This is a genomic window from Paenibacillus sp. SC116 (genome assembly GCF_024733555.1).
Lineage (GTDB): Bacteria > Bacillota > Bacilli > Paenibacillales > Paenibacillaceae > Paenibacillus_B.
Window position 1 is genome coordinate 409,195 of record NZ_JANIOF010000004.1, and the last position, 23,485, is coordinate 432,679.

16 protein-coding genes are annotated in these 23,485 nt (G+C 45.9%); all 16 read left to right on the forward strand.

Features of this window, described 5'->3' with window-relative positions; translation table 11 throughout:
- Positions 1 to 240 precede the first annotated feature (240 nt).
- Positions 241 to 1,050: a hypothetical protein gene (locus NQ117_RS18145; protein WP_258279412.1), complete on the forward strand. Its 810-nt coding sequence runs from the start codon at positions 241 to 243 to the stop codon at positions 1,048 to 1,050.
- Between the two features lie 295 nt (positions 1,051 to 1,345).
- Complete coding sequence (locus NQ117_RS18150) at positions 1,346 to 2,209, forward strand: alpha/beta fold hydrolase (RefSeq protein ID WP_258279413.1); 864 nt, start codon at positions 1,346 to 1,348, stop codon at positions 2,207 to 2,209.
- Positions 2,210 to 2,744: 535 nt separating this feature from the next.
- On the forward strand, positions 2,745 to 3,173 hold the full coding sequence (locus tag NQ117_RS18155) for an NUDIX hydrolase (RefSeq protein WP_258279414.1): 429 nt from the start codon (positions 2,745 to 2,747) through the stop codon (positions 3,171 to 3,173).
- Between the two features lie 572 nt (positions 3,174 to 3,745).
- Positions 3,746 to 4,447, forward strand: a complete 702-nt coding sequence (locus NQ117_RS18160) for a lysophospholipid acyltransferase family protein (protein ID WP_258279415.1) — start codon at positions 3,746 to 3,748, stop codon at positions 4,445 to 4,447.
- 37 nt (positions 4,448 to 4,484) lie between these two features.
- Positions 4,485 to 4,673 carry a GrpB family protein gene (locus tag NQ117_RS18165; protein ID WP_258279416.1) on the forward strand — a complete coding sequence of 63 codons (189 nt, stop codon included), beginning with the start codon at positions 4,485 to 4,487 and terminating at the stop codon, positions 4,671 to 4,673.
- Between the two features lie 66 nt (positions 4,674 to 4,739).
- Positions 4,740 to 5,381, forward strand: a complete 642-nt coding sequence (locus NQ117_RS18170; protein WP_258279417.1) for a DUF2625 domain-containing protein — start codon at positions 4,740 to 4,742, stop codon at positions 5,379 to 5,381.
- A 34-nt stretch (positions 5,382 to 5,415) separates the two neighbouring features.
- Positions 5,416 to 5,961: a GrpB family protein gene (locus NQ117_RS18175; protein WP_258279418.1), complete on the forward strand. Its 546-nt coding sequence runs from the start codon at positions 5,416 to 5,418 to the stop codon at positions 5,959 to 5,961.
- Between the two features lie 681 nt (positions 5,962 to 6,642).
- Positions 6,643 to 7,029 carry a hypothetical protein gene (locus tag NQ117_RS18180; protein WP_258279419.1) on the forward strand — a complete coding sequence of 129 codons (387 nt, stop codon included), beginning with the start codon at positions 6,643 to 6,645 and terminating at the stop codon, positions 7,027 to 7,029.
- A 169-nt stretch (positions 7,030 to 7,198) separates the two neighbouring features.
- Positions 7,199 to 7,636, forward strand: coding sequence for a GNAT family N-acetyltransferase (locus NQ117_RS18185; RefSeq protein WP_258279420.1), 438 nt, complete (start codon positions 7,199 to 7,201; stop codon positions 7,634 to 7,636).
- Between the two features lie 42 nt (positions 7,637 to 7,678).
- Positions 7,679 to 8,176, forward strand: coding sequence for a hypothetical protein (locus NQ117_RS18190; protein WP_258279421.1), 498 nt, complete (start codon positions 7,679 to 7,681; stop codon positions 8,174 to 8,176).
- Between the two features lie 156 nt (positions 8,177 to 8,332).
- Positions 8,333 to 9,436 (forward strand): serine/threonine-protein kinase, encoded by a 1,104-nt coding sequence (locus tag NQ117_RS18195; RefSeq protein WP_258279422.1) that lies wholly within the window; start codon positions 8,333 to 8,335, stop codon positions 9,434 to 9,436.
- A 102-nt stretch (positions 9,437 to 9,538) separates the two neighbouring features.
- A complete protein-coding gene (locus NQ117_RS18200) occupies positions 9,539 to 9,967 on the forward strand; it encodes an SRPBCC family protein (RefSeq protein WP_258279423.1) in 429 nt (142 codons plus the stop codon).
- A 72-nt stretch (positions 9,968 to 10,039) separates the two neighbouring features.
- Positions 10,040 to 10,435: a DUF5071 domain-containing protein gene (locus tag NQ117_RS18205; protein WP_258279424.1), complete on the forward strand. Its 396-nt coding sequence runs from the start codon at positions 10,040 to 10,042 to the stop codon at positions 10,433 to 10,435.
- A 30-nt stretch (positions 10,436 to 10,465) separates the two neighbouring features.
- Positions 10,466 to 11,077 (forward strand): FMN-binding negative transcriptional regulator, encoded by a 612-nt coding sequence (locus tag NQ117_RS18210; RefSeq protein WP_258279425.1) that lies wholly within the window; start codon positions 10,466 to 10,468, stop codon positions 11,075 to 11,077.
- An 802-nt stretch (positions 11,078 to 11,879) separates the two neighbouring features.
- Entirely contained in the window at positions 11,880 to 13,163 is a 1,284-nt protein-coding gene (gene ectB, locus NQ117_RS18215) for a diaminobutyrate--2-oxoglutarate transaminase (RefSeq protein WP_258279426.1), read from the forward strand.
- A 717-nt stretch (positions 13,164 to 13,880) separates the two neighbouring features.
- Positions 13,881 to 23,485, forward strand: a 9,605-nt coding sequence (locus NQ117_RS18220) for an amino acid adenylation domain-containing protein (RefSeq protein ID WP_375163091.1), incomplete at its 3' end; no start/stop codon positions are given.

A 23,485-nucleotide genomic window follows, 5' to 3' on the forward strand; every position in this document is an offset into this window, starting at 1 on the left:
CCTAAGATAAGAACTATCTAAGGCTCGGGCGTTTCGTAAATATAGAACGTTAGCTGTGATTCATGCACTAAAAGGGAGTGATTCTGATCTCCATAACGGTAATAGGAATTTGAAAATATAAAAAGAAAAAATTCTTGTAGTTTAGTCAAGACGTCGTGAATACAGGAACGTTAGCCGAGATCATTGAGAGAGTAGTGAACGGTATATGGAGCTTATTTATAGGTTTGGCAGGTGTATTTTATGAGAAGAAAAATATTATCTTATGGATTAAGTATCATTTTTATCACACTGATATCATTGTTCGTAAGTGAACAAATACAAATACTAAATTATAAAAGTGTTGAACTAATTGCTACCGATGTATCTGAAAGTGATTTTTTATCTAGGGAATATTTCGAAGAATTAAATTCTCTATACAAACGAATTAAAATGAAAAATGATAAATGGTATGTTTTTGATGGATCTAGTCATATAGCAGCGACAGCAGTAATTACAAGAATGATTAGTGATTTAGAAAACGCCCCAGATACATTAATTAATCATGAGAATTTCCATCAATACTTTATTGTATTTGATAAAAATATTAGAAAACTAGACTCCATTACTGAACAATTTCATTATTTTAGAAATGTATTAAATTCTTATGGTGATGCACCTGAAAAACTAGATGAAATGATTAAATTAGCAGCTGGAGGTAAATGGGGATTATTTAGTTCAAAATACCATATGTATAACTACAAAGGGATGGATGGGGCATTTAATGTTAAATTCATTTCGGAAGATGGAAGATTCGAAGCGGTTTATAATACGGGAACTGGGGAGTTAGTTAGCGATCCCGTTAATATGGGGACTTATAACTTTGCACCTGGTTCAATAAATCCAATTAAATATCTTATGCATAATAAATATGATAAAATTCCATGGAAAAAGTGGGGGAATACAAGAGAAGTCGCATATCACGACATAATTAATTTTCAATCAGGGTATGGATCTCTTAGAGCTAAAAGTAATTTCAAAAAAGTTGAAGAGAAAATAGCGTTGATCCCTTAAGCCATCGGCTTTGACGACTTTTGGTCCACGAGAAGTGATTAGCAGGGGAGAAGTATCTGCGGACATATCCGACTCCGTCAGAAATCTTGAATACGGCGAAATCAGTCAAGAGTATAGTAAAAAACGAATTTAAAGACGTGGAGACATTGAGGGGCTATCGCCCTTCGGTTGTTTAGATGTATAATCATGGAAGAGTATCTGACAACAAACGCCCTTGCCTAAGATAAGAGCTATCTAAGGCTGGGGCGTTTCGTGAATACAAGAACGTTATTGAATAAAGAAGGTGATTCAAAATATGAAAAGAACGATTGAAGTATATAAAAACGATGAATTACCAATTGAATACTCAATTATTAATAAAGGTGGAAATCCCATTCTAGTAATGCACGGAGGGCATTCAAATTGTAATGAAGAATTTGGATATGCAGAGTTAGAACAACAAGGATATTCGATACTTACACCTTCTAGACCAGGATACGGTAAAACATCTCCTAATAATGGATTAAACCTATCGACGGCATGCAAGTCATACATAGAGCTCTTAAATCATCTTAAGTTAGACAAGGTTCATGTAATTGGAATTTCTGCAGGTGGACCTAGTGCGATTTATTTCACTTCTAAATACCAAGCGCGTGTAAAAAGTCTTACGTTACAATCTGCTGTTTCTAAAGAATGGCTTACACCTAAAGATAAAGAATATAAAGCAGCCAAAATACTTTTCCGCCCTTTACTGGAGAAATACACATGGAAGTTACTTAGTTCTATGGTTAATATATTTCCAAAAATTATCTTTAAGCAGATGGCTCCTTCTTTTAGTAAATTGCCATATGCTAAATTTAAAAGCCTTATTAGAGATGAGGATATCAATAAATTTAAGAAAATGATAGAACGCCAACGCTCAGGACAGGGCTTTTTTATAGATTTATCACAGACAGGAAATATTACTCTTTCAGATTTGCAATCAGTTAAGTGCCCGACTCTTATTCTGCATAGCCAAAATGATGGGGCTGTTTCAATCGAGCATGCGTATAATGCCCATAATCATATTTCAGATTCTAAGTTATGTATCCTTAACACATGGGGGCACCTAATATGGCTTGGGCAAGGAGTAGAGGAAATGAATATAGAGCTACTCGGTTTTCTACATACTAATAATTAATCTGGGAGTTATTTAAGAGTATTCAGAATAATTATGAATGCGCAGCATTTTCAAGTGCATTCATTTTGAGACATCTAGGGAATGAAGCAGACGGTAATGAGCTTTATAAAGATTATCCTCGAAAATTATTTTAGATGGAACTATTAGCCCTAAGGGTATAATAGTATTTTTTAAGAATCTAGGCTTGCGTAGCGCGTACCTTTCTGGGAATATTAATACACTTAAAAAGCAATTAACTCAAGGAATACCGGTTATTTTGTTTATTAAGGTTTTTCCAAATAAGAGGTATTTGTACTTTGTTCCAGCTATGGGCTATGATGAAAAATTTATATATTTAGTGGACTCTTTACATCACACAATTAATTGCAATGAAACTCTCTACAACCGAAAAATCTTGATTAGTGATTTAGAAGCCGTTTGGAAAACCTGGATACCTTTTTGTAAAAACTCGTACATCGTAATTAACCAAGCCGATTCAATGTAGCAAAATGATCGAAATGAATATTAAGAAAACTATAAACAAGTAGGTGTAAGTATGGAGAAATACACGCATCTTGGCGTATATGGAATACTTGTGAATGACAATAAAATTCTTCTAATAAAGAAATCGAGGGGACCTCATAAAGGTAAGTGGGATTTACCAGGCGGAAGAATAGAATTTGGCGAAGAACCATATGATGCCCTCAAGAGAGAGTTTTATGAAGAAACCGGTGTAAGCGAAATCGAAGGGAAGATAAGAATAGCGACTTCTTATACAATTATTTACCCTTTAAAGGAGAATTATTTAGAAGAGCTACATCACATAGGAATCATTTATGATGTTAGACTTCTAAGTACCGATTTTCAATTAAAGACTAATGGAGACCAGCATGATTCTCTAGGGGCTGAGTGGATCAGTTTAGAAAAAATACATGATATTGAGATAACGCCATTTGTTAAAGAAGTTTTTAATAAAGATGTTTGAAGGTTTGTTTGAAGAAGATGCAGCGTCGGATAACACCGTATTCAAGCTGGCGAGCCGCATTTAAGCCTTTCAGATTCGTAAATACAGAAACGCTATCTTAAGAATGCGGAGCACATATAATAACTAAGGAGAAGAATAAATTATGGGAGCAACAGTGGGGGCATCGCTAGGGATTTTTTCAATTCTGCTATTTCTTTTTTACATAATAATAGCCGGTCTAAGTGTTTATTGTTTGATTTTGTTCATTAGGCTTGCGCACCGCGGAATCAGAGCATTAGATATTTATATTAATGAAAAATCCAATGGAAATTACTAAACACATTAAGTATTCACATCGTATAAACCAATTTTGTATCGAATAAAACGAAGAATTATTATGAATACAAGTCCCGACTAGGTACACAAATGTAGCTAAAAGTAGATTGGGTAGACTGAGCGAAATCGTCTAGGTCTTATCCCATAAGGGATTTTTAATATTAAAGACATCCAAACGTTCAACTTACATGTGTTTGTGAAGGGTTCTGATTGGCGGGGCAATTCAACTATTTGAAACATTCAGGAGGAGTAAGTAAATGATATCCACAACAACGGCAAAAATTATAAATAGCTTACCAGATAAATTAGTCACATACATATCTAAAAAAATTGTAGCTATGTACCTAAAAAAATATGCCAATATAAACATAGTAGGTAGTGAAAACTTAAAGGGAATACAAACACCAACTATTTTTATATGCAATCATCTAAGCAATTCTGATGGATTAGTTTTAGGCAAGGTTTTAAAAGAGATTGATCCAACTTTTGTAGCAGGTGAAAAACTGTCACATGATGCTGTTACGAGTATAGGAGTTAATGTAGTAAAGACGACAAATATAAAACCGAATACTGCCGATAAAGAGGGTCTCGAGAAAATTATTAAGCTTGTTAAACAAGGGGAAAGCTTATTGATCTTCCCAGAAGGAACTAGAAGTAGAGCTGGTAGTTTGCTTGAAGCAAAGAAAGGAATCCTTCTTATAGCAAGAATGACAGGAGCACCTATTGTACCTATTGGATTGTATGGGACAGAAAAGTTGTTACCTATAAATAAAGAAGGAGAGATGAGGGCAGAAAACTTTAATTATGCAGATGTTCATATTAACATTGGAAAGCAGTTTGATTTTCTCAAGAGAGCAAAAGAACAAGATAAAACGGAATATGAAGAATTTATTTTGAAGTATATGATGAATAAAATAGCAGAATTATTACCTGAGAGTTATAGAGGAGTATATAAATAAGTAAATCTAACTGCCACTGGACTAGGACGTGTAATGAATGACAATTATTTTTTGGAGGGTTACGAATGGGAGAACGTCCATTCCGAATCTCCTTGTAAAACCGATAATTGATGTGATGGCGAAAATCAAGTCTTTCAGTGATTTAGAAGAGATCGTTGAAAGACAGCGAACAATACAATTCTGGCGGGGTAAAGTGATATGGATTCAGTCGCCGACGCTCTATTAATCCACTTGGGCTCGTAGCTACAAGAGTTCCACTTAAATCTCATTGTATAAATAAGGAGCAAAATCTGTGAAAGATATTTCAGAACTTCTAGTCGAAGATAATGCTTGGATGATGATTCAAGATTGGATTGGTGATTCACAAGCCAATATACGTATTCTTGAAAATACAGAAGTGGAAGGTAAGGAAGCGCTCTTTCATTTGCAAATTACGAATAAATCTACTATGGGAGCCATTGCACTAGAGTGTGGTGGTTTTCTTATTGATCATGGTTGGTTGTACATACTTGGTTCAGGTCACCCTGAAATATTTGGTTCTCTCATTAATAACACTCATCAATCCCTCTTCGAAGAAGGATTCGTTGTGGCCTACGACGTAGTCGGTGGAATCTTTGCTATGAATACAGGCAAATTTGATAATAATAATCGAAATATTTATTATTTTGCGCCGGATACTTTGGAATGGGAAGACACGGGTAAAGGATATACGGACTTTATTTATTGGGTGTTACAAGGTGATCTGAATAAATATTACGAATCATTTAGATGGAGTAACTGGATCGAAGATGTGAGTGTATTAACTAGAGATCAAGGCATATCCATCTATCCATATTTGTGGACTAAACAAGGCGAGGATGTTGAAAACAGTTATAAAAAAGCGATATCTATTAAAGAATTATGGGCAATACAAAGTCATTTTAGAAATGCATAATAAATCGAATCTAATAAGCTCAAGGTGAATGTCGATGATAAATCAAAAACCAATAATGATTGAACAATACAATGAAGAATGGCCGATAGCATTTCATACTATAGAATCCATTTTATTAGACAGACTTAATGGATTAGCACTACGAATTGAACACGTTGGAAGTACATCGGTCCCCGGTCTTGCTGCCAAGCCAATCATTGATATTGATGTAGTAATTGAATCTATGGAGCACCTGCCAAAGGTAATCAAAAAACTTGAAGAACTGGGATACATACATGAAGGTGATCTAGGTATTAGGGACAGGGAAGCATTCGCAAGAAAGGATGTTTATGTACCTTTCAGTATTGAAGGGAGTGTGAAGCACGAACATCATCTATATGTATGCAAAAGAGAAAGTGAAGAACTCATAAGACATATCATGTTTCGAGACGCATTAAGAAAGTATCCCTCATTGGTATCTGAGTATACAAATTTGAAGCTCCAACTGTCCAATACATTTAGAAACAATCGTAACGCCTATACGGAAGGAAAGACAGGGTTTATTACGAAGGTAATGAGGGAGTACAGAGATGTTTTGTAATACTTTTAAAGTAGGTGGATTGAAGATGTCTATACAAAAATTTATCAAAGACTATTTGCCGGACATTAAATTTGAGCCACCGATTTTCTTCTGGCTTGTAGATTACTAAGGCTATGTGAAATTCGTTTGAAGCGAAAGGAAAACGAATGATAAATAAATACTCAAGATTATTGAAGTTAGAGAATTACGTAACTGGAGAACCAGTAGACTTTTATATGATCAAAGAAGGGAAAACCAACTATGATCACTCCTGTAGTATACCGATAACAGTAACTGAAAGAATTATATGTATTGGAAAAGGTTACGGACTAAAATACTCATCATTAATAGATGTCTAATGAGGAATTAATTTTCATGATTGAATTAGTAAATGATGAAGTATTAACCCACTACATAAATTCATTGTTAGAATTGATTAAAATCTGCCTAAATGATCCCAAAAAACAATCAGGTTTAGAGATTCTTGGGGCATAATTAAATTTTACATACGTATCGGGCTTGTTGCCTCTGCCATAGGAGCTGGCTTGTTGAAGTGATAGCAGTGGCCACATTATTCCCGGTACAAGTTCAACCGGGATGATGCGGATTAAAATAGTAGTTATCTAAGGGAGTAAACAATATCATAATAACACCGTATTCACGCATCGTGATTTCTCACCTAGGTCATATATGTGTATAATAATGGAAGTGGATGTGGAAGCAAAGCCCTGGTCTAAGATAAGTTCTATCGAAGCTAGGGCTTTTGTGTATGTGGTTGAAAGGAGAGTTTCCTTGAACCTCGGCGATTATTTAGGGAAATACATAAAAGTTTATACCATAGATTCAGATTGGTTTATTTGTGAGCCACAATTGAAAGAAGCATGTCATCGAACAGATGAATCTAGAGTAACAATTGTTGTGAGGTCAAGTAAAGATAGTGCATATAAAGTGGGCGAGTTCTATTTGAAGCACATTGATATAAAGAAAATTGAAGAATTAAATCTGAATATCCAAGATGGACTTAAACTAACTTTGAACTATGCTCCAGATATTAAGAATGCTTATTCTTCAAATGATGAACATTTTTAAGTACGAAATTACATTAAGAATGGGGCGCTTATAATGGATTTCGCAATTCTTTTTTTTCTATTTATTATTGTATTACTTTTGTTCGAGATTAACAGCAAACTACCGAATAGAAACTATGCAAAAGAAGCTAGGTTAAGAGAAGAAGAAAGTGAAGTTGGGAGGAACATTCATGATAGAACTTAAGGAAATAAATCGAAGCAATTTTTTTGAGGTTATAAAGTTAAGCGTAGCTGATGAACAAAAAGATTTTGTAGCGACAAATTTGTTTTCGCTCGCACAGGCTAAGGCATTTCCAGAGTGCGTTTGCTTGGCTATCTATAACGATGACGTACTAGTCGGATTTACGATGTATTGTATAGATGAAGAAGACCATGAATATTGGATTTATCGGTTAATGATAGATACGAAGTACCAGTTAAAGGGCTATGGGAAGGCCGCGATGGAGATGCTCATTGAAAGGATTAAAGAAGACAGACAACATCGGGTTATATACATAAGTTTTGAACCAGAGAATGATCGGGCTAAACAATTATATGAAAGATTAGGATTTGTAGAAGATGGCCGGGTTATAGAGGGGGAAGTCGTCTATAAACTGGAGTATGAATAAGCGAATCATTAATGCAGCTAGCGTTTGTGAGGAGTCGATATCATGGTGGAGTTTATTTTTGTTTTTAGCTGTGTACTTATTTTTCTATATCCGCTCCAAAAAGCAAGCCAAAATGTTAAATCTGGCTTACAGTCGGATAAGAAAGCCACTCAATTAAAATTAAAACTTATGTTGTTTGCATTTATGTGTTTAATAGGTTTGTGGTACTTCTATTTCAGCTTCAATGAGGAACATGCTCAATTTTTAATAAATATAGCAATTGTACACCTTGGGCTACTTTCTTTTATATTTATCGTATGCATGTTAGGTTCTTGTTATTTGCTTTCTATAGTTGTCGTATGCTTGGCTATCTTCTTCTCTTATCAGTATCATGTACTAATAAGTTCTATGCCTGTCAAGCCAGGGGGAGAGTCAGCATTTGCATGGGGTCTTGTATTCGCTGTACTTATTACGCTGTTCGTAATCATTATTGGGATTATTATCGAGGAACTGTATAAATGGCTACGAACTAAATATAAACAGAAACCTGACGCGGCATGATTTTGAATGATGGAGGACAAGGATTCTGGAGGTATTAGCGATTTCCTTTGAAGATAAGGCAATCCTACAAAATCTCATTCAATTGTATTGATATGCTTCGAGTGATTATGATGGGCAGTTTCATCAAAACAATAGAGCCGAAGGAGATTGTCTCTTATGGAATTATCATCCAAGGAACTATATTTGTCCCAAGAAAATCGATTAGCCCGCTATGCTGCGGTATCTAGTGATTTAACAAAGCTCAGTGATGAACAGCTTAGAAGTCAAGTGGAAAAGGCTAATGTTCTATCTACTGGAATTGGTGGTACTGCGGCCTTGCTGGAAGTAGATAATAACCCTATATTCGTAAAAATGGTGCGGCTTACGGAGTTAGAACGAAGCGCTGAACATGTGATGTCTACTCGAAACTTATTCGATCTTCCTCCTTGTTGCCACTATGGAATAGGCTCACCAGGTAGTGGGGCATGGCGAGAGGTCGCGGCCCATACGATGACCACGAACTGGGTTCTGGCAGGACAATGTGAGAGTTTTCCCTTGATGTATCACTGGCGGGTGTTAAAAAGTCCAGAATGGCGTGAGCCAATCTCTGATGAACTGAGCGATGTTCCGCAACTGATTGAGTTTTGGGGTTCTACAAAAATAGGAGAACGAGTTGAGTCACTAAAGGAATCCGGATACGATGTGGTACTGTTCTGTGAGTACGTTCCTTACAATCTTCATAACTGGCTTAACGAACAGATTGATATTGGTGAACATGCAGTTTCTACAGCGTTGGCATTGGTGGATTCAGAACTGAAGTCAGCTGTCTCCTTTATGAATAAAAACGGATTACTACATTTTGATGTTCACTTTAAAAATATATTAACCGATGGACATCGTCTTTATATTTCAGACTTTGGTCTTGTAACTTCTTCTAGCTTTGAACTGTCAGAGGCCGAATTAACGTTTGTTGAATTGAACAAGAATCATGATGGATATTATGTGGTGACATGGTTAGTGAACTGGCTTGTAGTAGCGTTTACGGGGAAGCTTAATCGTTCTGAACGAATCGAATTCATACGCCGTTGTGCTGAAGGTACAGAAACCCTTGAAATGCTGGATTCAGCAGCAAAAATTATTATGCGGTACGCTCCAATAGCTGTCGTGATTAATGATTTCTACACAGATCTTATGTCGAATAACAGAAATACCCCGTTTCCAGTGGAGGAGATTGAACGGGTTTGTATGGAAGCTGGATTGCAAGGATTTCTAGATGAATGATGTCATTTACAGCATTATTGCTAACTGGAGCAGTAGTAAGCATCGTAATTGTTTTATTGTTGTCATAACATATAAAAAATGAAATCTGAGGAGGATTATCTTATGCCTGCCATTGAACATCTTCAAATCGTGAATGTTGCTCCATCGAAAGTTTATGAAGTTTTAACCACAGCAAAAGGCTTGTCAGAAGTATGGACGAACGAACTTACAGTTAAAGACGAGATCGGATTTATAAATGAGTTTCACTTTGGGAGTAATGATTTAACGAAGATGCAAGTGGTGGAGTTGGAGACGGATCGTAAAATCGTTTGGAAATGTGTAGATTCAGATCCTGAGTGGGTTGATACGTTTATTTCATTTGAAATCGTAGAAAAAAATAATAAGTCGCATATTACGCTAAAGCATACAGACTGGAGAGAAGTTACTTCCTTCTATCGATTCTGTAATTATAACTGGGCTATGTTTCTTTATAGCTTGAAGACTTATTGTGAAGATGGAGTAGGGATGCCTTATCAGAAGCGCAAGTTCTAATTCATTATTGCAAATGAGGTGTAGCTGGTTACGAATAGTAAAATGAAGAATAAAAAGATAGAGGAATAAGGAATGAATAATCTTTTGCCAAGAGACAAGCAGGATTTCGAAAGAGTAAATAATTTAAAACTTACAGGAAAAAAAGAATTAATTGCTTTATTAGCTGGGTTGCTTGAATGGTTACAAGATATGAATTGGCCTATTTCTATAGAAGTATCAGAATTACTTGTACAGAAAACCCCCATAGAGACAATTCCATTCGTTAAAAATGTACTGAATAGCGACGATGACATTTGGAAAGCGAATTGTTTAAGATACTTTGTAATGAAACTACCTTCAGAACTTCTCGAAATCGACAATCTTCATAAGGATCTTATCAGAATAGCAACTAGACCAACAATGGGCGAAGAGTTAGAAGAAGTACATCTAACTGCACTAGAAATCATAGAGGCACATCATATTCGTTAGCGAAATCGAAATAGTTGAGAGGAAACATATATGTATATTCCTAGACACTTTTTAGTTGATGATCGTTCCTCACTATTTGAGTTTATCGAGAGCAATACCTTCGGCATTATTTTTTCTACTCATGATAATGTTCCGGTAGCCTCACATTTACCATTTTTGCTAGATCGGGAACTTGGATGTCTAATAGGTCATTTTGCTAGACCAAATGAACAATGGAAAGAAATTCAAGGTCAAGAAGCTCTTATTGTTTTTTCTGGGCCGCATACGTATATTTCATCGTCATGGTATGAGACAAATATGTCCGTTCCAACATGGAACTATGTTGCTGTGCATGTTTACGGGAACATTGAACTCATAGAAGATCAAACAGAGGTTCTTCAAACGCTTAAGACATTAGTCACGAAGTATGAGACAGTCGATAGCAAATATGAAATCAATGAAACAAATAAAGAGTTCATTGAGGGGTTGGTACGTGGAATCGTTCCCTTCAAATTAAACATTAGTAGAATGGAAGGGAAATGGAAATTAAGCCAAAACCATTCTGAAGAACGGCAAAGGAACGTCATTGAACAGCTTGAACAATCTGAAAGTGAAGATGCACAAAAAATTGCTGAGTTAATGAGTAACAATTTAAGAAATTAAAAATTTAAAGTGGTTATATGAAAGATATAAGAAGTACATTAAACAAGAAGATAATCTCCATAAATTTACTTTACTTTTTTATACTTATATTGTCCCAATATAAAAAAAAGTCGTGAATCGAAATGCAAAATGAATGTTTTTCAGCATCTAGAAGGGAGCCCGAGGGATTGATTCGTGGCTCCTTTTTATTGATATAGTAGGCAAATTTGTTTAGTAAAATATATGAAAAATCAACGTCACAGTATCTCTAGCTTCTTCTAATGTTCACAGGCCGAAAGCTAATGATTGGTTTTCTCCGCAACCACTATCAGGTTCTAAATTGTATAACAACGCACCTCATTATCTTGAAAAGCATGAATAACCATTACTAACTTAAAAGGGAGATATCCCTTCAAATCGCCCCTAGTAACCTACGTTATACTAAACGAGCATGTGTAGACGTCAACGTTTGTGCTCTCACGAATACCTCTTGCATTTTCCTACTAATCTAAAATATACATTCTCTTGCCACTTATTATCGAAATTCGGTGTTTCCAGCTATGCTTTTACTATACATTCTTCGAAATCTTGATATAATTCAACCAAGGTCACCTTTCCAATTATGCTAGAAAATAGAATTGATGGGTCTTTATGCCTATACGAGCTGTGCGAGAGAGACCAGTCCACTGGCTACCCAGCAAGCCGGCATGCGGGGACCGACAATTGTGGAAAATGACAGCCGAGAATATGTTGCTCCATGACGTTAGAAGGTTCAGAAATGATGAAGTTAACCTTATCCCAATTCCGATGGAGGATGAAGCGCATGAGCATTTTTGAAAAGCTGGAATCCAACGTAAGATCTTACTGCAGAAGCTTTCCGGTGGTATTCGACCGGGCCAAGGGGGACCTAATATACTCTGAGGACGGAAGAGCATATATTGATTTTTTTGCAGGTGCCGGGGCACTGAATTACGGTCATAACAACGATTATATCAAGGACCGGGTTATCGATTACTTGACCTCCGACCGGATTATGCACGGTCTGGATATGTATACAATGGCCAAGCGCGAATTCATCCAGAGCTTCTCGGAGCGGATCCTGGAGCCGAAGAAGCTGAATTACAAGCTTCAATTCTGCGGTCCGACGGGGACGAACGCGGTGGAAGCGGCCCTGAAGCTCGCACGCAAGGCGAAGAAGAGAACTGGGATATTCGCATTCACGGGCGGCTTCCACGGCATGTCGCTTGGCAGCCTGTCGGCGACAAGCTCCAAGTCCATGAGGGAAGGGGCGGGGCTTCCTCTGGGCGGAGTTACGTTCATGCCACACCCGAGCGGGGCTTTCGCAGAAATGGATACGCTCGGCTATATCGAGAATATACTGACTGATTCGCACTCCGGAAGCGACAAACCGGCCGCTATCCTGCTTGAAACGGTACAAGCCGAAGGCGGAATTCACGTCGTCGACGCGCAGTGGCTGCGCGGGCTGCAGCAGCTTTGCCGCAGGCACGATATCCTGCTCATTACCGACGAGATTCAAGTCGGCTGCGGACGGACAGGCGAATTCTTCTCCTTCGAACGTGCGGGGATCGAGCCGGATCTCATTACCCTGTCGAAGTCGATCAGCGGGTACGGCCTGCCAATGTCACTCCTGCTGCTGAAGCCCGAACTGGATCTCTGGACGCCGGGCGAGCACAACGGCACCTTCCGCGGCAACCAGCTCGCTTTTGTGGCCGCGAAGGCCGCTCTCGAGTTCCGGGACAGAGCCGCCCTGGAAGCCCAGGTGAAGCAGAAGGAAGAGTTTGTGCGCTCGTTCCTTGACGAAGAAATCAAACCTCTGCATCCGTCCATTGCCATCCGCGGACTCGGCCTGATCTGGGGCATTGACGTCTCTGGCTTTACGGATGAAGCCGGGGCGAAGCGGATGACGGAGATCTGCTTCGAGAACGGGCTCATCATTGAAAGAGCCGGCAGAGGAGACCTCGTGCTGAAGATCATGCCTCCGCTGACCGTTTCGATGGAGCATCTGGCTGCCGGCTGCGACATTATCAAGTCCAGCATGCAGCAGGTGATCTCTCAGGAGACCCAGGATTTGCTGGTAATGACCTAAGGCTTGGCCAAGCCGGTGGCCGCCCCGGCAAGAGGCACAGAAGTGCCTTTCGGGGCCATGCGGCCCTAATGTTAAGATAACGTTTTCACCCCATTGGAAGATTTTACTCCATCACGGAAAATTCACCGCGAATCCAAGGGCTGTCCCGTTCATGCCATACGGAGCATTCTTTGAGCCTCATGCAGCACCATCGTCACATCTACTCGTCAGGAAAAGCTCACTACCCCGCAGCCAGATCTTTACTTATCCATACCAGGGCTGCGGGGAATTCACAAATCGTACATAGAGTGTATAAATACCCCTTAAATATAGGCTTCGACAAAGGCAGCTCCGGTGCCGAATCCTGAGGTGCGGCCGACTGGCCGACTTTCTGTTGGCCGGCCGGAACCCTACAGCAAGCCTTACATCGATGGGAGAAACATCCCTTGTCCCCCCAAAAATCCAATTCCAAAACCAATTCCAAACCAAATGTTATATCAAAGCCCGTCTTCGGGCGGCTCGTCCGCAGAAGCATATTGAATTAGAGGAGCCGGAAGTAGCCGTATCTCTTGCGTAGAACGATGTTCTTTGTGTTTTTCACGCATGGGAGCCGAGTGGGACAACTGCTAGGCTGAGGATTGCCGCATGCGATCAATCGGGCAAACGAAGCGGTGACCTGGCGAAAGCAATTGATATTGTTGTCACATGTTTGAATAAGCGGGAAGCGAGGCTGGAGCGTTGCTGCGGCATATACTCCGCCGGATTGCTTTTACCGATGAAGAGAGGGGAACGATCCAGGTGGCTTTTGAAAAAGAAACGTTGTTTTGGAACGAAAAATTCGGTAGCGACGACCATACCTTGACGCGGCTGCCTTACAGCAAAGCTCCAAGCTCCTTGGCGCCCATTATGACAACCGTCGGCGGTTCGCTTTCGGAGGAAGCGGCGCAGCGCGTCCTTCAAATGAGCAAGGGCGCTCCGCTGGCCGCTTTTATGATTTTGCTCGCAGGTGTTCAGTCACTCTTGCATAAATATACAGCCGCTTCTGACATTCTGGTCGGCATGCCGGTTGTACGGAAACCGACGGAGACGCGCCGATCCGTTAATCATACGGTCATTTTGAAAAACTCACTTTCGGCGGGTGCGACTTTTAAAACGCTTCTGAGCGAGCTGAGGACTTCCTTGCCGGAAGCGATTCAGCATCAACATATTCCGTTCTTGAAAATGACGGAGAAGCTGGACCTGCAATATGCAGACGGGATATCCGTCGTCCATACGCTGGTATCCCTAAAGGAGCTGCATCTGGACGAAATCGGGCAAAACGTCGTCACGGATTGTTTCTTTGAATTCAGCCTAACCGACGGGACGATACAGCTAGCGCTATCATATAACGAGCACTTATATGACTCCGTGTTCATGACTCGGGTCGTCGGCCATCTGGATCGCCTGCTGGCCGTGGGGCTTCACGAGTTGGAGCTGGACATCGTGCGGGCGGACATGCTGTCGGAGGACGAGAAATTTCAATTGCTGCAAAGCTTTAACGATACAGAGAAGGACTATCCCCGTGATCGGACGATTCATCAGCTCGTGGAGGAGCAGGCGACGCGGGTGCCCGAAGCGACGGCGGTTGTCTTTGAGGGTCGTCGGCTTTCGTACGCGGAGCTGAACGAACGGGCGAACCGGCTGGCGCGGACGCTGCGATCGATCGGCGTGCTGCCCAATCAGCTGGTAGGTTTGATGGTCAGGAGATCGCTGGAGACGGTCGTTGGCATGCTGGCGGTTCTGAAAGCTGGCGGTGCCTACGTGCCGATCGATCCGGAATACCCTGAAGAACGCATCCGCTACATTCTGGAGAACTCGAACGCGCAGCTGCTACTGACTCAAAAGGAGCTGCTGCAGCAGGTGCCGTTCGAAGGGGCCGTGTTGGCGCTGGATGACGAGCAGGCCTACAGCGACGATGGCTCGAACCTGGAGCCGGCCAGCGGTCCGAATGATCTAGCTTATGTCATCTATACGTCAGGTACGACGGGCAAACCCAAAGGGGTCATGCTGGAGCATCGCGGTTTGGTCAGCTTGAAGCTGATGTTCGCGGACAGGCTGGGCATCACGGAGCATGACCGGATTGTTCAATTCGCCAGTCTGTCGTTCGACGCGTCCTGCTGGGAAGTGTTCAAAGCGCTCTATTTTGGCGCGGCTTTGTACATCCCGACGGCCGAGACGATTCTCGACAACCGCCTGTTCGAGAGTTATATGAACGAGCATGCGATTACGGCGGCGATTTTGCCTCCGACGTACAGCGCTTATTTGAATCCAAATCGCCTTCCCAGCTTAACGAAGCTCGTAACGGGAGGCTCGGCGGTATCGGCCGAATTCGTGCAGCAGTGGAAACCGAAGGTCCACTATTTCAATGCTTACGGGCCTACCGAAGCTTCGATTGTTACGACGCTTTGGGATGCGAATGAGGAGCAGCCGGAGCACAGAGTCATTCCGATCGGGCGTCCACTGGCCAACCACCATATTTTTATTTTGGATGCCCACCTGCAGCTTGTGCCTCCGGGAGTGGACGGTGAGCTGTGCGTGGCAGGCGTGGGGCTTGCGAGAGGTTACCTGAACCAACCGGAGCTGACGGCAGAAAAGTTCGTGGAACATCCGTTTGCACCGGGAGAACGGCTTTACCGGACGGGAGATCTCGCCCGCTGGCTGCCGGATGGAAATATTGAGTACTTGGGCCGGATCGACCATCAGGTGAAAATCCGTGGATTCCGGATCGAGATCGGCGAGATTGAAGAGCAGCTTCTGAAGATTGACTCCGTGCAGGAGACGATCGTAATTGCGCGGGAAGGCAAAAGCGGGCAAGAACTGTGCGCTTACCTGGTCGCGGGCCACCCGCTTACGCTCGGCGAGCTGAGAAGCGCGCTGGCGCAAACATTGCCGAATTACATGATTCCGGCGCATTTTGTTCAGCTTCCGCGGATGCCGCTCACGCCGAACGACAAAATCGACCGCAAGGCATTGCCAGCCCCGGAAGGAAACGCGTTGACAGGCGGCGAGTACATAGCTCCCCGGAATGAAGCCGAGCGGACGCTTGTCGATGTGTGGAAGGCGGTATTGAACGCCGATCGCGTTGGGGTAACGGATCATTTCTTCGAGCTGGGCGGAGACTCGATCAAGTCCATTCAAGTAACTTCGCGGCTTCATCAAGCCGGGTACAAGCTGGAAATCCGGGATTTGTTCAAATATCCGACTATTTCACAGCTCAGCCTGCATGTGAAACCGATCGGACGTACCATTGATCAAGGCGAAATAACGGGTGAAACGGCGCTGACGCCGATTCATCATTGGTTTTTCGAGAGCTCCTTTGCTGCCCCGCATCATTTCAACCAGTCGGTGATGCTGTACCGGAAGGAACGCTTCGACGAAGAGACGGTACGTCAGGTGCTGCAAAAGCTGGCCGAGCATCATGACGCCTTGCGGATGGTGTTTCGCAAGACGGAACAAGGGTTTAGCGCGCGGAACCGCGCGATTCAGGAAGGCGGGCTGTTCACCCTGGACGTGTTCGATTTCAAGGATGCGGAGAATACCGCACAGGCTGTGGAAGCGAAGGCAACGGACATTCAAGCGGGCATCGATCTGGAGAGCGGGCCCCTCGTGAAGGCGGGACTGTTTCGGTGCGCGGACGGCGATCATTTGCTGCTAGCAGTTCATCATACCGTGGTGGATGGCGTGTCTTGGCGCATTTTGATGGAGGATTTCGCTCTGGGTTACGAGCAGGTCGGCAAAAGCGAGGCGATTCGTTTCCCGGCGAAAACGGATGCGTACCGCAGTTGGTCCGAGCAGTTGGTCGCTTACGCGCAAAGCCCGGAGATGGCGAAGGAGCGGGCCTATTGGCAGGCCGTGGAACAAATTTCGGTTCCGGCCGTGCCGAAGGATATGGAGGCGAACGTTACGACGCAGCAGGACAGCGAATCGCTGTTCGTCCGTTTGACTCCCGAAGAAACGGAGCTGCTTCTGAAGCGGGTTCACCGGGCCTACAACACCGAAATGAACGATATTTTGGTAACAGCGCTCGGCATAGCCGTTCGCAAGTGGACGGGACACGAACGGGTGAGGATCAATCTCGAAGGACACGGACGCGAATCGATTGGAACGGATATCGACATTACGCGTACAGTCGGCTGGTTTACGACCAAGTTTCCGGTCGTCCTGGAGCCGGAAACCGACCGGGACTTGGCCTATCAGATTAAACAGGTCAAGGAAAGCTTGCGCCGCATTCCGAACAAGGGGCTTGGGTACGGCGTATGCCGCTATCTCTCCAAATTGGTGGATGACTTTGTTTGGGGCGCAGAGCCGGAAATTAATTTTAACTACCTCGGCCAGTTCGACGATGATGTCAATCAGGACGAGATCGGCATATCTTCTTATTCCAGCGGCAGCCCGGCCAGCGACCGGCAGGCCCGCAGCTTTGTACTGGATATCAACGGCATGGTGCTGGACGGCGCTTTATCGCTCGATCTCAGCTACAGCCGGAAGCAGTATCGCAAGGAAACGATGGAAGACTTCGCTCATCGGCTTGAGCAAAGTCTCCGAGAGCTCATTACCCACTGCGCAGGCAAAGAAAACACCGAATTGACGCCGAGCGACGTGCAATTTAAAGGCTTGACCATCGCAGAATTGGAGCAAATCGCCCAGCGCTCGGGCCATCTCGGGGAAATCGAAAATATTTACTCGCTTACGCCGATGCAGAAGGGCATGTGGTTCCACAATGCGCTTGACCGGCAGACGGCCGCTTACTTCGAGCAGACGCGGTTTACGATGCGGGGAGCGCTCGACGTCCAGCTTTTCGAGAGGAGCTGGATGGAGCTTGCGAAACGTCATCTGGTGCTGCGGGCGAATTTTGTGAAAGGACCGGCGGGCGAGCCGCTGCAAATCATATACCGCGACAAGCCGGTCGGCTTTGAATATGAAGAGCTGACTCATCTGCAGGTGGGCGAGAAACAAGCGTATTTGGATAAAAAGGCCGAGGATGACAAGCTTCGCGGCTTCGACCTGGAACATGACGCGCTCGTTCGGGTTACGATCCTGCGCACCGAAGAGCAAAGCTATCATGTGCTGTGGAGTTTCCAGCATATTTTGATGGACGGCTGGTGCCTACCGCAGCTGACGCAAGAGCTGTTTGAGACATATTCGGCCTTGGCATCCGGCAAGCAGCTAGCGGGAGATAAAGGTTCGGATTATGGCGCCTATATCGAATGGTTGGAGAAACAGGATGATCAGGCGGCATCTGGCTATTGGACGGCATTCCTGGCAGGTTATGAAGGGCAAACCGTACTCCCGGGACAAAAGGAACCGGCGCCGAACGGCAGATTTACGGCTGAGCACGTCACCGCCGAGCTGGGCAAAGACTTGAGCGAGCGGATGGACCGGGTGGCGAAACAGCGCCTGGTTACGGTCAATACGCTGCTGCAAGCCGCTTGGGGCGTGATGCTGCAAAAATATAACGGAACAAACGATGCCGTATTCGGCAGCGTTGTGGCCGGAAGACCGGCGGAAATCCCGGGAATAGAGTCCATGATTGGACTGTTTATCAATACGGTGCCGGTCCGCGTCACGAGCGAAGCGGACACCGTGTTCGCTGACCTGATGGCGAAGCTCCAAGAGCGGGCGCTGGAGTCCGGGCGTTATGATTACTATCCGCTGTATGAAATTCAAGCCCGCAGCGTGCAAAAGCAAAACCTGATCAACCATATCATCGCTTTCGAGAACTATCCGGTGGACGAGCAGATGGAGCAGGCGGGCGACCAGCAGCACGGCGACCTGACGATCGCTGACGTTGAGATGGAGGAGCAGACGAACTATAACTTTAATGTGACCGTGGTGCCGGGAGCCGAGATCGAAATTCGGTTCGACTTTAACGCCGAAGTATTCGATAAAGACAGCATCGAGCGGCTTAAGGGGCATCTCGTCCATCTACTGGAGCAGGTGACGGATAACCCGGAAATTACCGTGGGAGAGCTGGAACTTGTGACGGAGGCGGAAAAGGCCGACCTTCTCGGATGTTTTAACGACACCACCACGGAATTTCCGCGCTGGAAGACGCTCATTCAATTGTTCGAAGAGCAGGCAGAGCGCATCCCGGATGCAGCCGCCATCACCTTGAATGAGCAAGAGCTGACCTACCGCGAGCTGAACGAACGTGTCAACCGCCTTGCCCGTACCTTGCGTAGCCACGGGATATCCAAAGGCCGTCTGGTCGCCATTATGGCTGAGCGTTCCATTGAAATGGTGGTGGGCATGCTGGCAGCACACAAAGCCGGAGCGGCTTACTTACCGATTGACCCGGAATATCCCGAGGAGCGTATCCGTTTCTTGATCGAGGATTCGGGAGCACAGGTCATGCTGACGCAAAGCCGCTTGCGCGAGCGCCTGGCGGGTTCGGACTCCGTGATCTTACTGGATGACGAATCCTGCTATCACGAGGACGGCACAAATCTAAATCCAAGCATCGAAGCGACAGATTTGGCCTGCGTCATCTATACGTCAGGCACGACGGGTAAGCCGAAAGGCAACCTTGTTTCGCACCGCAACATCGTGCGGGTCGTGCGAAATACGAATTATATCGACATCACCGAGCGGGATCATGTCCTCCAGCTTTCGAGCTATTCGTTCGACGGAGCGACTTTCGATATTTTCGGCGCTTTGATCAACGGGGCGCGGTTGGTGCTGGTTCCCCACGATACTTTGCTGGAAATCGGCCGGCTGGCGGATCTCATCCAGCGCGAGCGCATCTCGGTCATGTTTATTACGACGGCTTTCTTCAACATCCTTGTAGATGTGAACGTCGACTGCCTGCGAGATGTACGGGCGATTTTGTTCGGAGGAGAGCGCGTTTCGGTCGGCCATGTGCGTAAAGCGCTCGTCCATATCGGACCGGGCAGGCTCAACCATGTGTACGGACCGACGGAAAGCACGGTATATACCACGTACCTTCCGGTCGACTTCGTTGATGAGCTGGCGGTTACCGTACCCATTGGACGGCCGATCAGCAATACGACGGTGTATATCGTCGACAGCCGGAACAAGCTTCTGCCGATCGGCGTGGCCGGGGAGCTTTGCGTCGGCGGAGAAGGCTTGGTACGGGGCTACAATAACCGGCCAGAGCTGACGGCGGAGAAATTTGTGGACAATCCGTTTGTGCCGGGAGAGCGCATGTACCGGACGGGGGATTTGGCGAAATGGCTGCCGGACGGAACGATTGAATACGTGGGACGGACGGACGACCAAGTGAAAATCCGCGGCTTCCGGATTGAGCTGGGCGAGATCGAAGCTCAGCTTCAGAAAGTGGAGGGAATTCGGAAAACGACGGTATTGGCGAGGGAAAACGCCTCCGGCGAGAAGCAGCTTTGCGCTTATTATGAAGCGGAATGCGAGCTTCCAGCGGCCGAACTGAAGAGCGTGCTTTCTCAGGAACTGCCGGCCTATATGATCCCGGCATACCTGATCCAGTTGGAGCGGCTCCCGCTGACGACGAACGGCAAGGTCGACCGCCGGTCCCTCCCGGCGCCGGAGGAGAGCTTGCAGCCGGGCGAAGGACGTACTCCGCCTCGGACTCCGCTGGAAGCCAGCTTGGCCGGAATTTGGAAAAGCGTGCTTGGATTGATACACATCGGCGTTCATGACAACTTCTTCGACCTGGGCGGCCATTCCCTGCGGGCGACGACATTGGTGAGCAAGGTGCATCAAGAGCTGAACGTCGAGCTGCCTCTGCGCGACGTATTCCGCTACTCGACGATCGAAGAGATGGCTCTCGCCATCTCTCGGATCGGAGAGCAGTCGTTCTCGTCGATTCCGCTGGCAGGCGCAAGAGCATATTATCCGCTTTCCTCAGCTCAGAAGCGGTTGTTTATCCTGAATCAGCTGGAAGGGGCCGATCAGAGCTACAACATGCCGGGCGTGCTGCTGCTGGAAGGATCGATTGACCGGAGCCTGCTGGAGAAGGCTTTCCGCGGACTGATCGTACGGCACGAAACGCTGCGAACCGGCTTTGAGATCGTACAAGGCGAAGCAGTACAGCGCATTTACGAGAGCGTCGACTTTGCCGTCGAGTACCATCATGCGAGCGAGGAAGAAGCCCCTGAAGTCGTGCAGGCCTTCATCCAGCCTTTCGACTTGGCGAAGCCTCCGCTGCTGCGGGCGGAGCTCGTAGAGCTGGCACCCGAACGTTATTTGCTGATGTTCGACATGCACCATATCGTATCCGACGGGGTTTCGATGAACGTGTTAGTTGAGGAACTCGTTCGTCTGTACGGCGGCGAGTCATTAGAGCCTTTGCGGATTCAATACAAGGACTATGCGGTATGGCAGCAGTCGGACGAGCAAAAAGTGCAGTTGAAACGCGAGGAAGCTTACTGGATGGAGCGTTACCTGGGCGAGCTGCCGGTTCTGGAAATGCCAACGGACTATCCGCGTCCAGCCGTGCAGAGCTTTGAGGGACAAACGCTGACGTCCTTTGTGGACGAGGCAACGAACGAAGGCTTGAAGCAGTTGGCCGCTCAAAGAGGAACGACGCTGTATATGGTGCTGCTTGCAGCATATACCGTGCTTTTGCATAAATACACAGGTCAGGACGATTTGATTGTCGGAACGTCGATTGCGGGCAGAACGCACGGAGACACGCAGCCTTTGATCGGAATGTTTGTCAATACGCTGGCGCTCCGCAATTATCCGACTTCGGAGAAGACCTTCCTATCATATCTGGAAGAAGTGAAAGAAACGACCTTAGGCGCTTACGAGCATCAGAATTATCCGTTCGAAGAGCTCGTCGATAAAGTGCAGGTCAGCCGGGATTTGAGCCGCAACCCGCTGTTTGACACGATGTTCTCCCTGCAAAACTTGGAGGATACAGTGCTTGAGCTGGAAGGGCTGAAATTGTCCCCGTACCCTAGCGAATACGGCATGGCCAAGTTCGATCTGAGTGTGGATGTTACGGAAGAAAACGGTGGCCTGGAGTGCAGCTTTGAATTCGCAACGACTCTTTATAAAGAAAGTACGATTCGGCGGCTGTCGACTCATTTCGGACATTTACTTGCGGCGCTTGTAAGCCGTCCGGATGCGAAGATTGCCGAGCTGAACTTGTTGACGGCAGAGGAAAAAGAGCAAATTCTCGGCGCATTTAACCCGGCGCAGCCGGAAGCGGCTCCTGCGGCCGCGTTCCACCGGCTGTTCGAGGAACAGGCGGAACGCACGCCGGAAGCGGCAGCTGTTGTGTACGAGAATGATCGGCTGACGTATGCGGAACTGAACGAGCGGGCGAATCGCTTGGCCGCTACGCTGCGCGCAAGCGGCATCGGCCGGGAGACGATCGTCGGCATTCTCGCCGAGCGTTCGGTGGACTTGCTGGTGGCCGTGCTGGCCGTCTGGAAAGCGGGCGGGGCGTATGTACCGCTCGACCCGGATTATCCGGCAGACCGTGTGCGGTTCATGCTCGAGGACAGCGGAGCGAAGGTACTGCTGACGCAAACGCCGCTGCGAGAGCGTGCCGAAGCCTGGCTCGGCGAAGAGAAGCTGGCGCTGGCGGCGGTGCTGTACCTGGACGACGAAGCGTCGTACAGCGAGGAGCAGGCGAATGCGCTGATTGGCTCCGGCATGGTCTCCGACAAGCTGACGGATGCTGTGGACGACGGCGATGAGAGCCATCCGAATGTTGGCACGAACAGCTTCCATGAAGCCAGTCCGGAGGATCTGGCGTACGTGATTTATACGTCGGGGACGACGGGCAAGCCTAAGGGCGTGATGATTGAGCACCGCAGCCTGGTGAACACGGCAGCGGGCTACCGACGAGAATACCGATTGGATCAGTTCCCGGTGCGGCTGCTGCAGCTCGCAAGCTTCTCGTTTGACGTGTTCGTGGGAGATATCGCGCGGACGCTGTACAACGGAGGCATGATGGTGATTGTGCCGAAGGACGACCGGATCGATCCGTCTCGTCTGCACTACTGGATCAGCCAGCAGCAAGTGACGATCTTCGAATCGACGCCGGCCTTGATCGTGCCGTTCCTGGAGTACGTGCACGAGCAGCAGCTGGATATGAGCGGGATGGAGCTGTTGATCACGAGCTCGGACAGCTGCAGCGTGGCAGATTACCGGACCTTGCAGGTACGCTTCGGCTCGTTGTTCCGGATCATCAACGCATACGGCGTGACGGAAGCGGCGATCGACTCCAGCTTCTACGACGAGGAACTGACGAAGCTGCCGCAGACAGGCAATGTGCCGATCGGCAAAGCGTGGCTGAATGCGAAATTCTACATCGTGGACGCGCATCTGAACCCGGTGCCGGTCGGGGTGCTGGG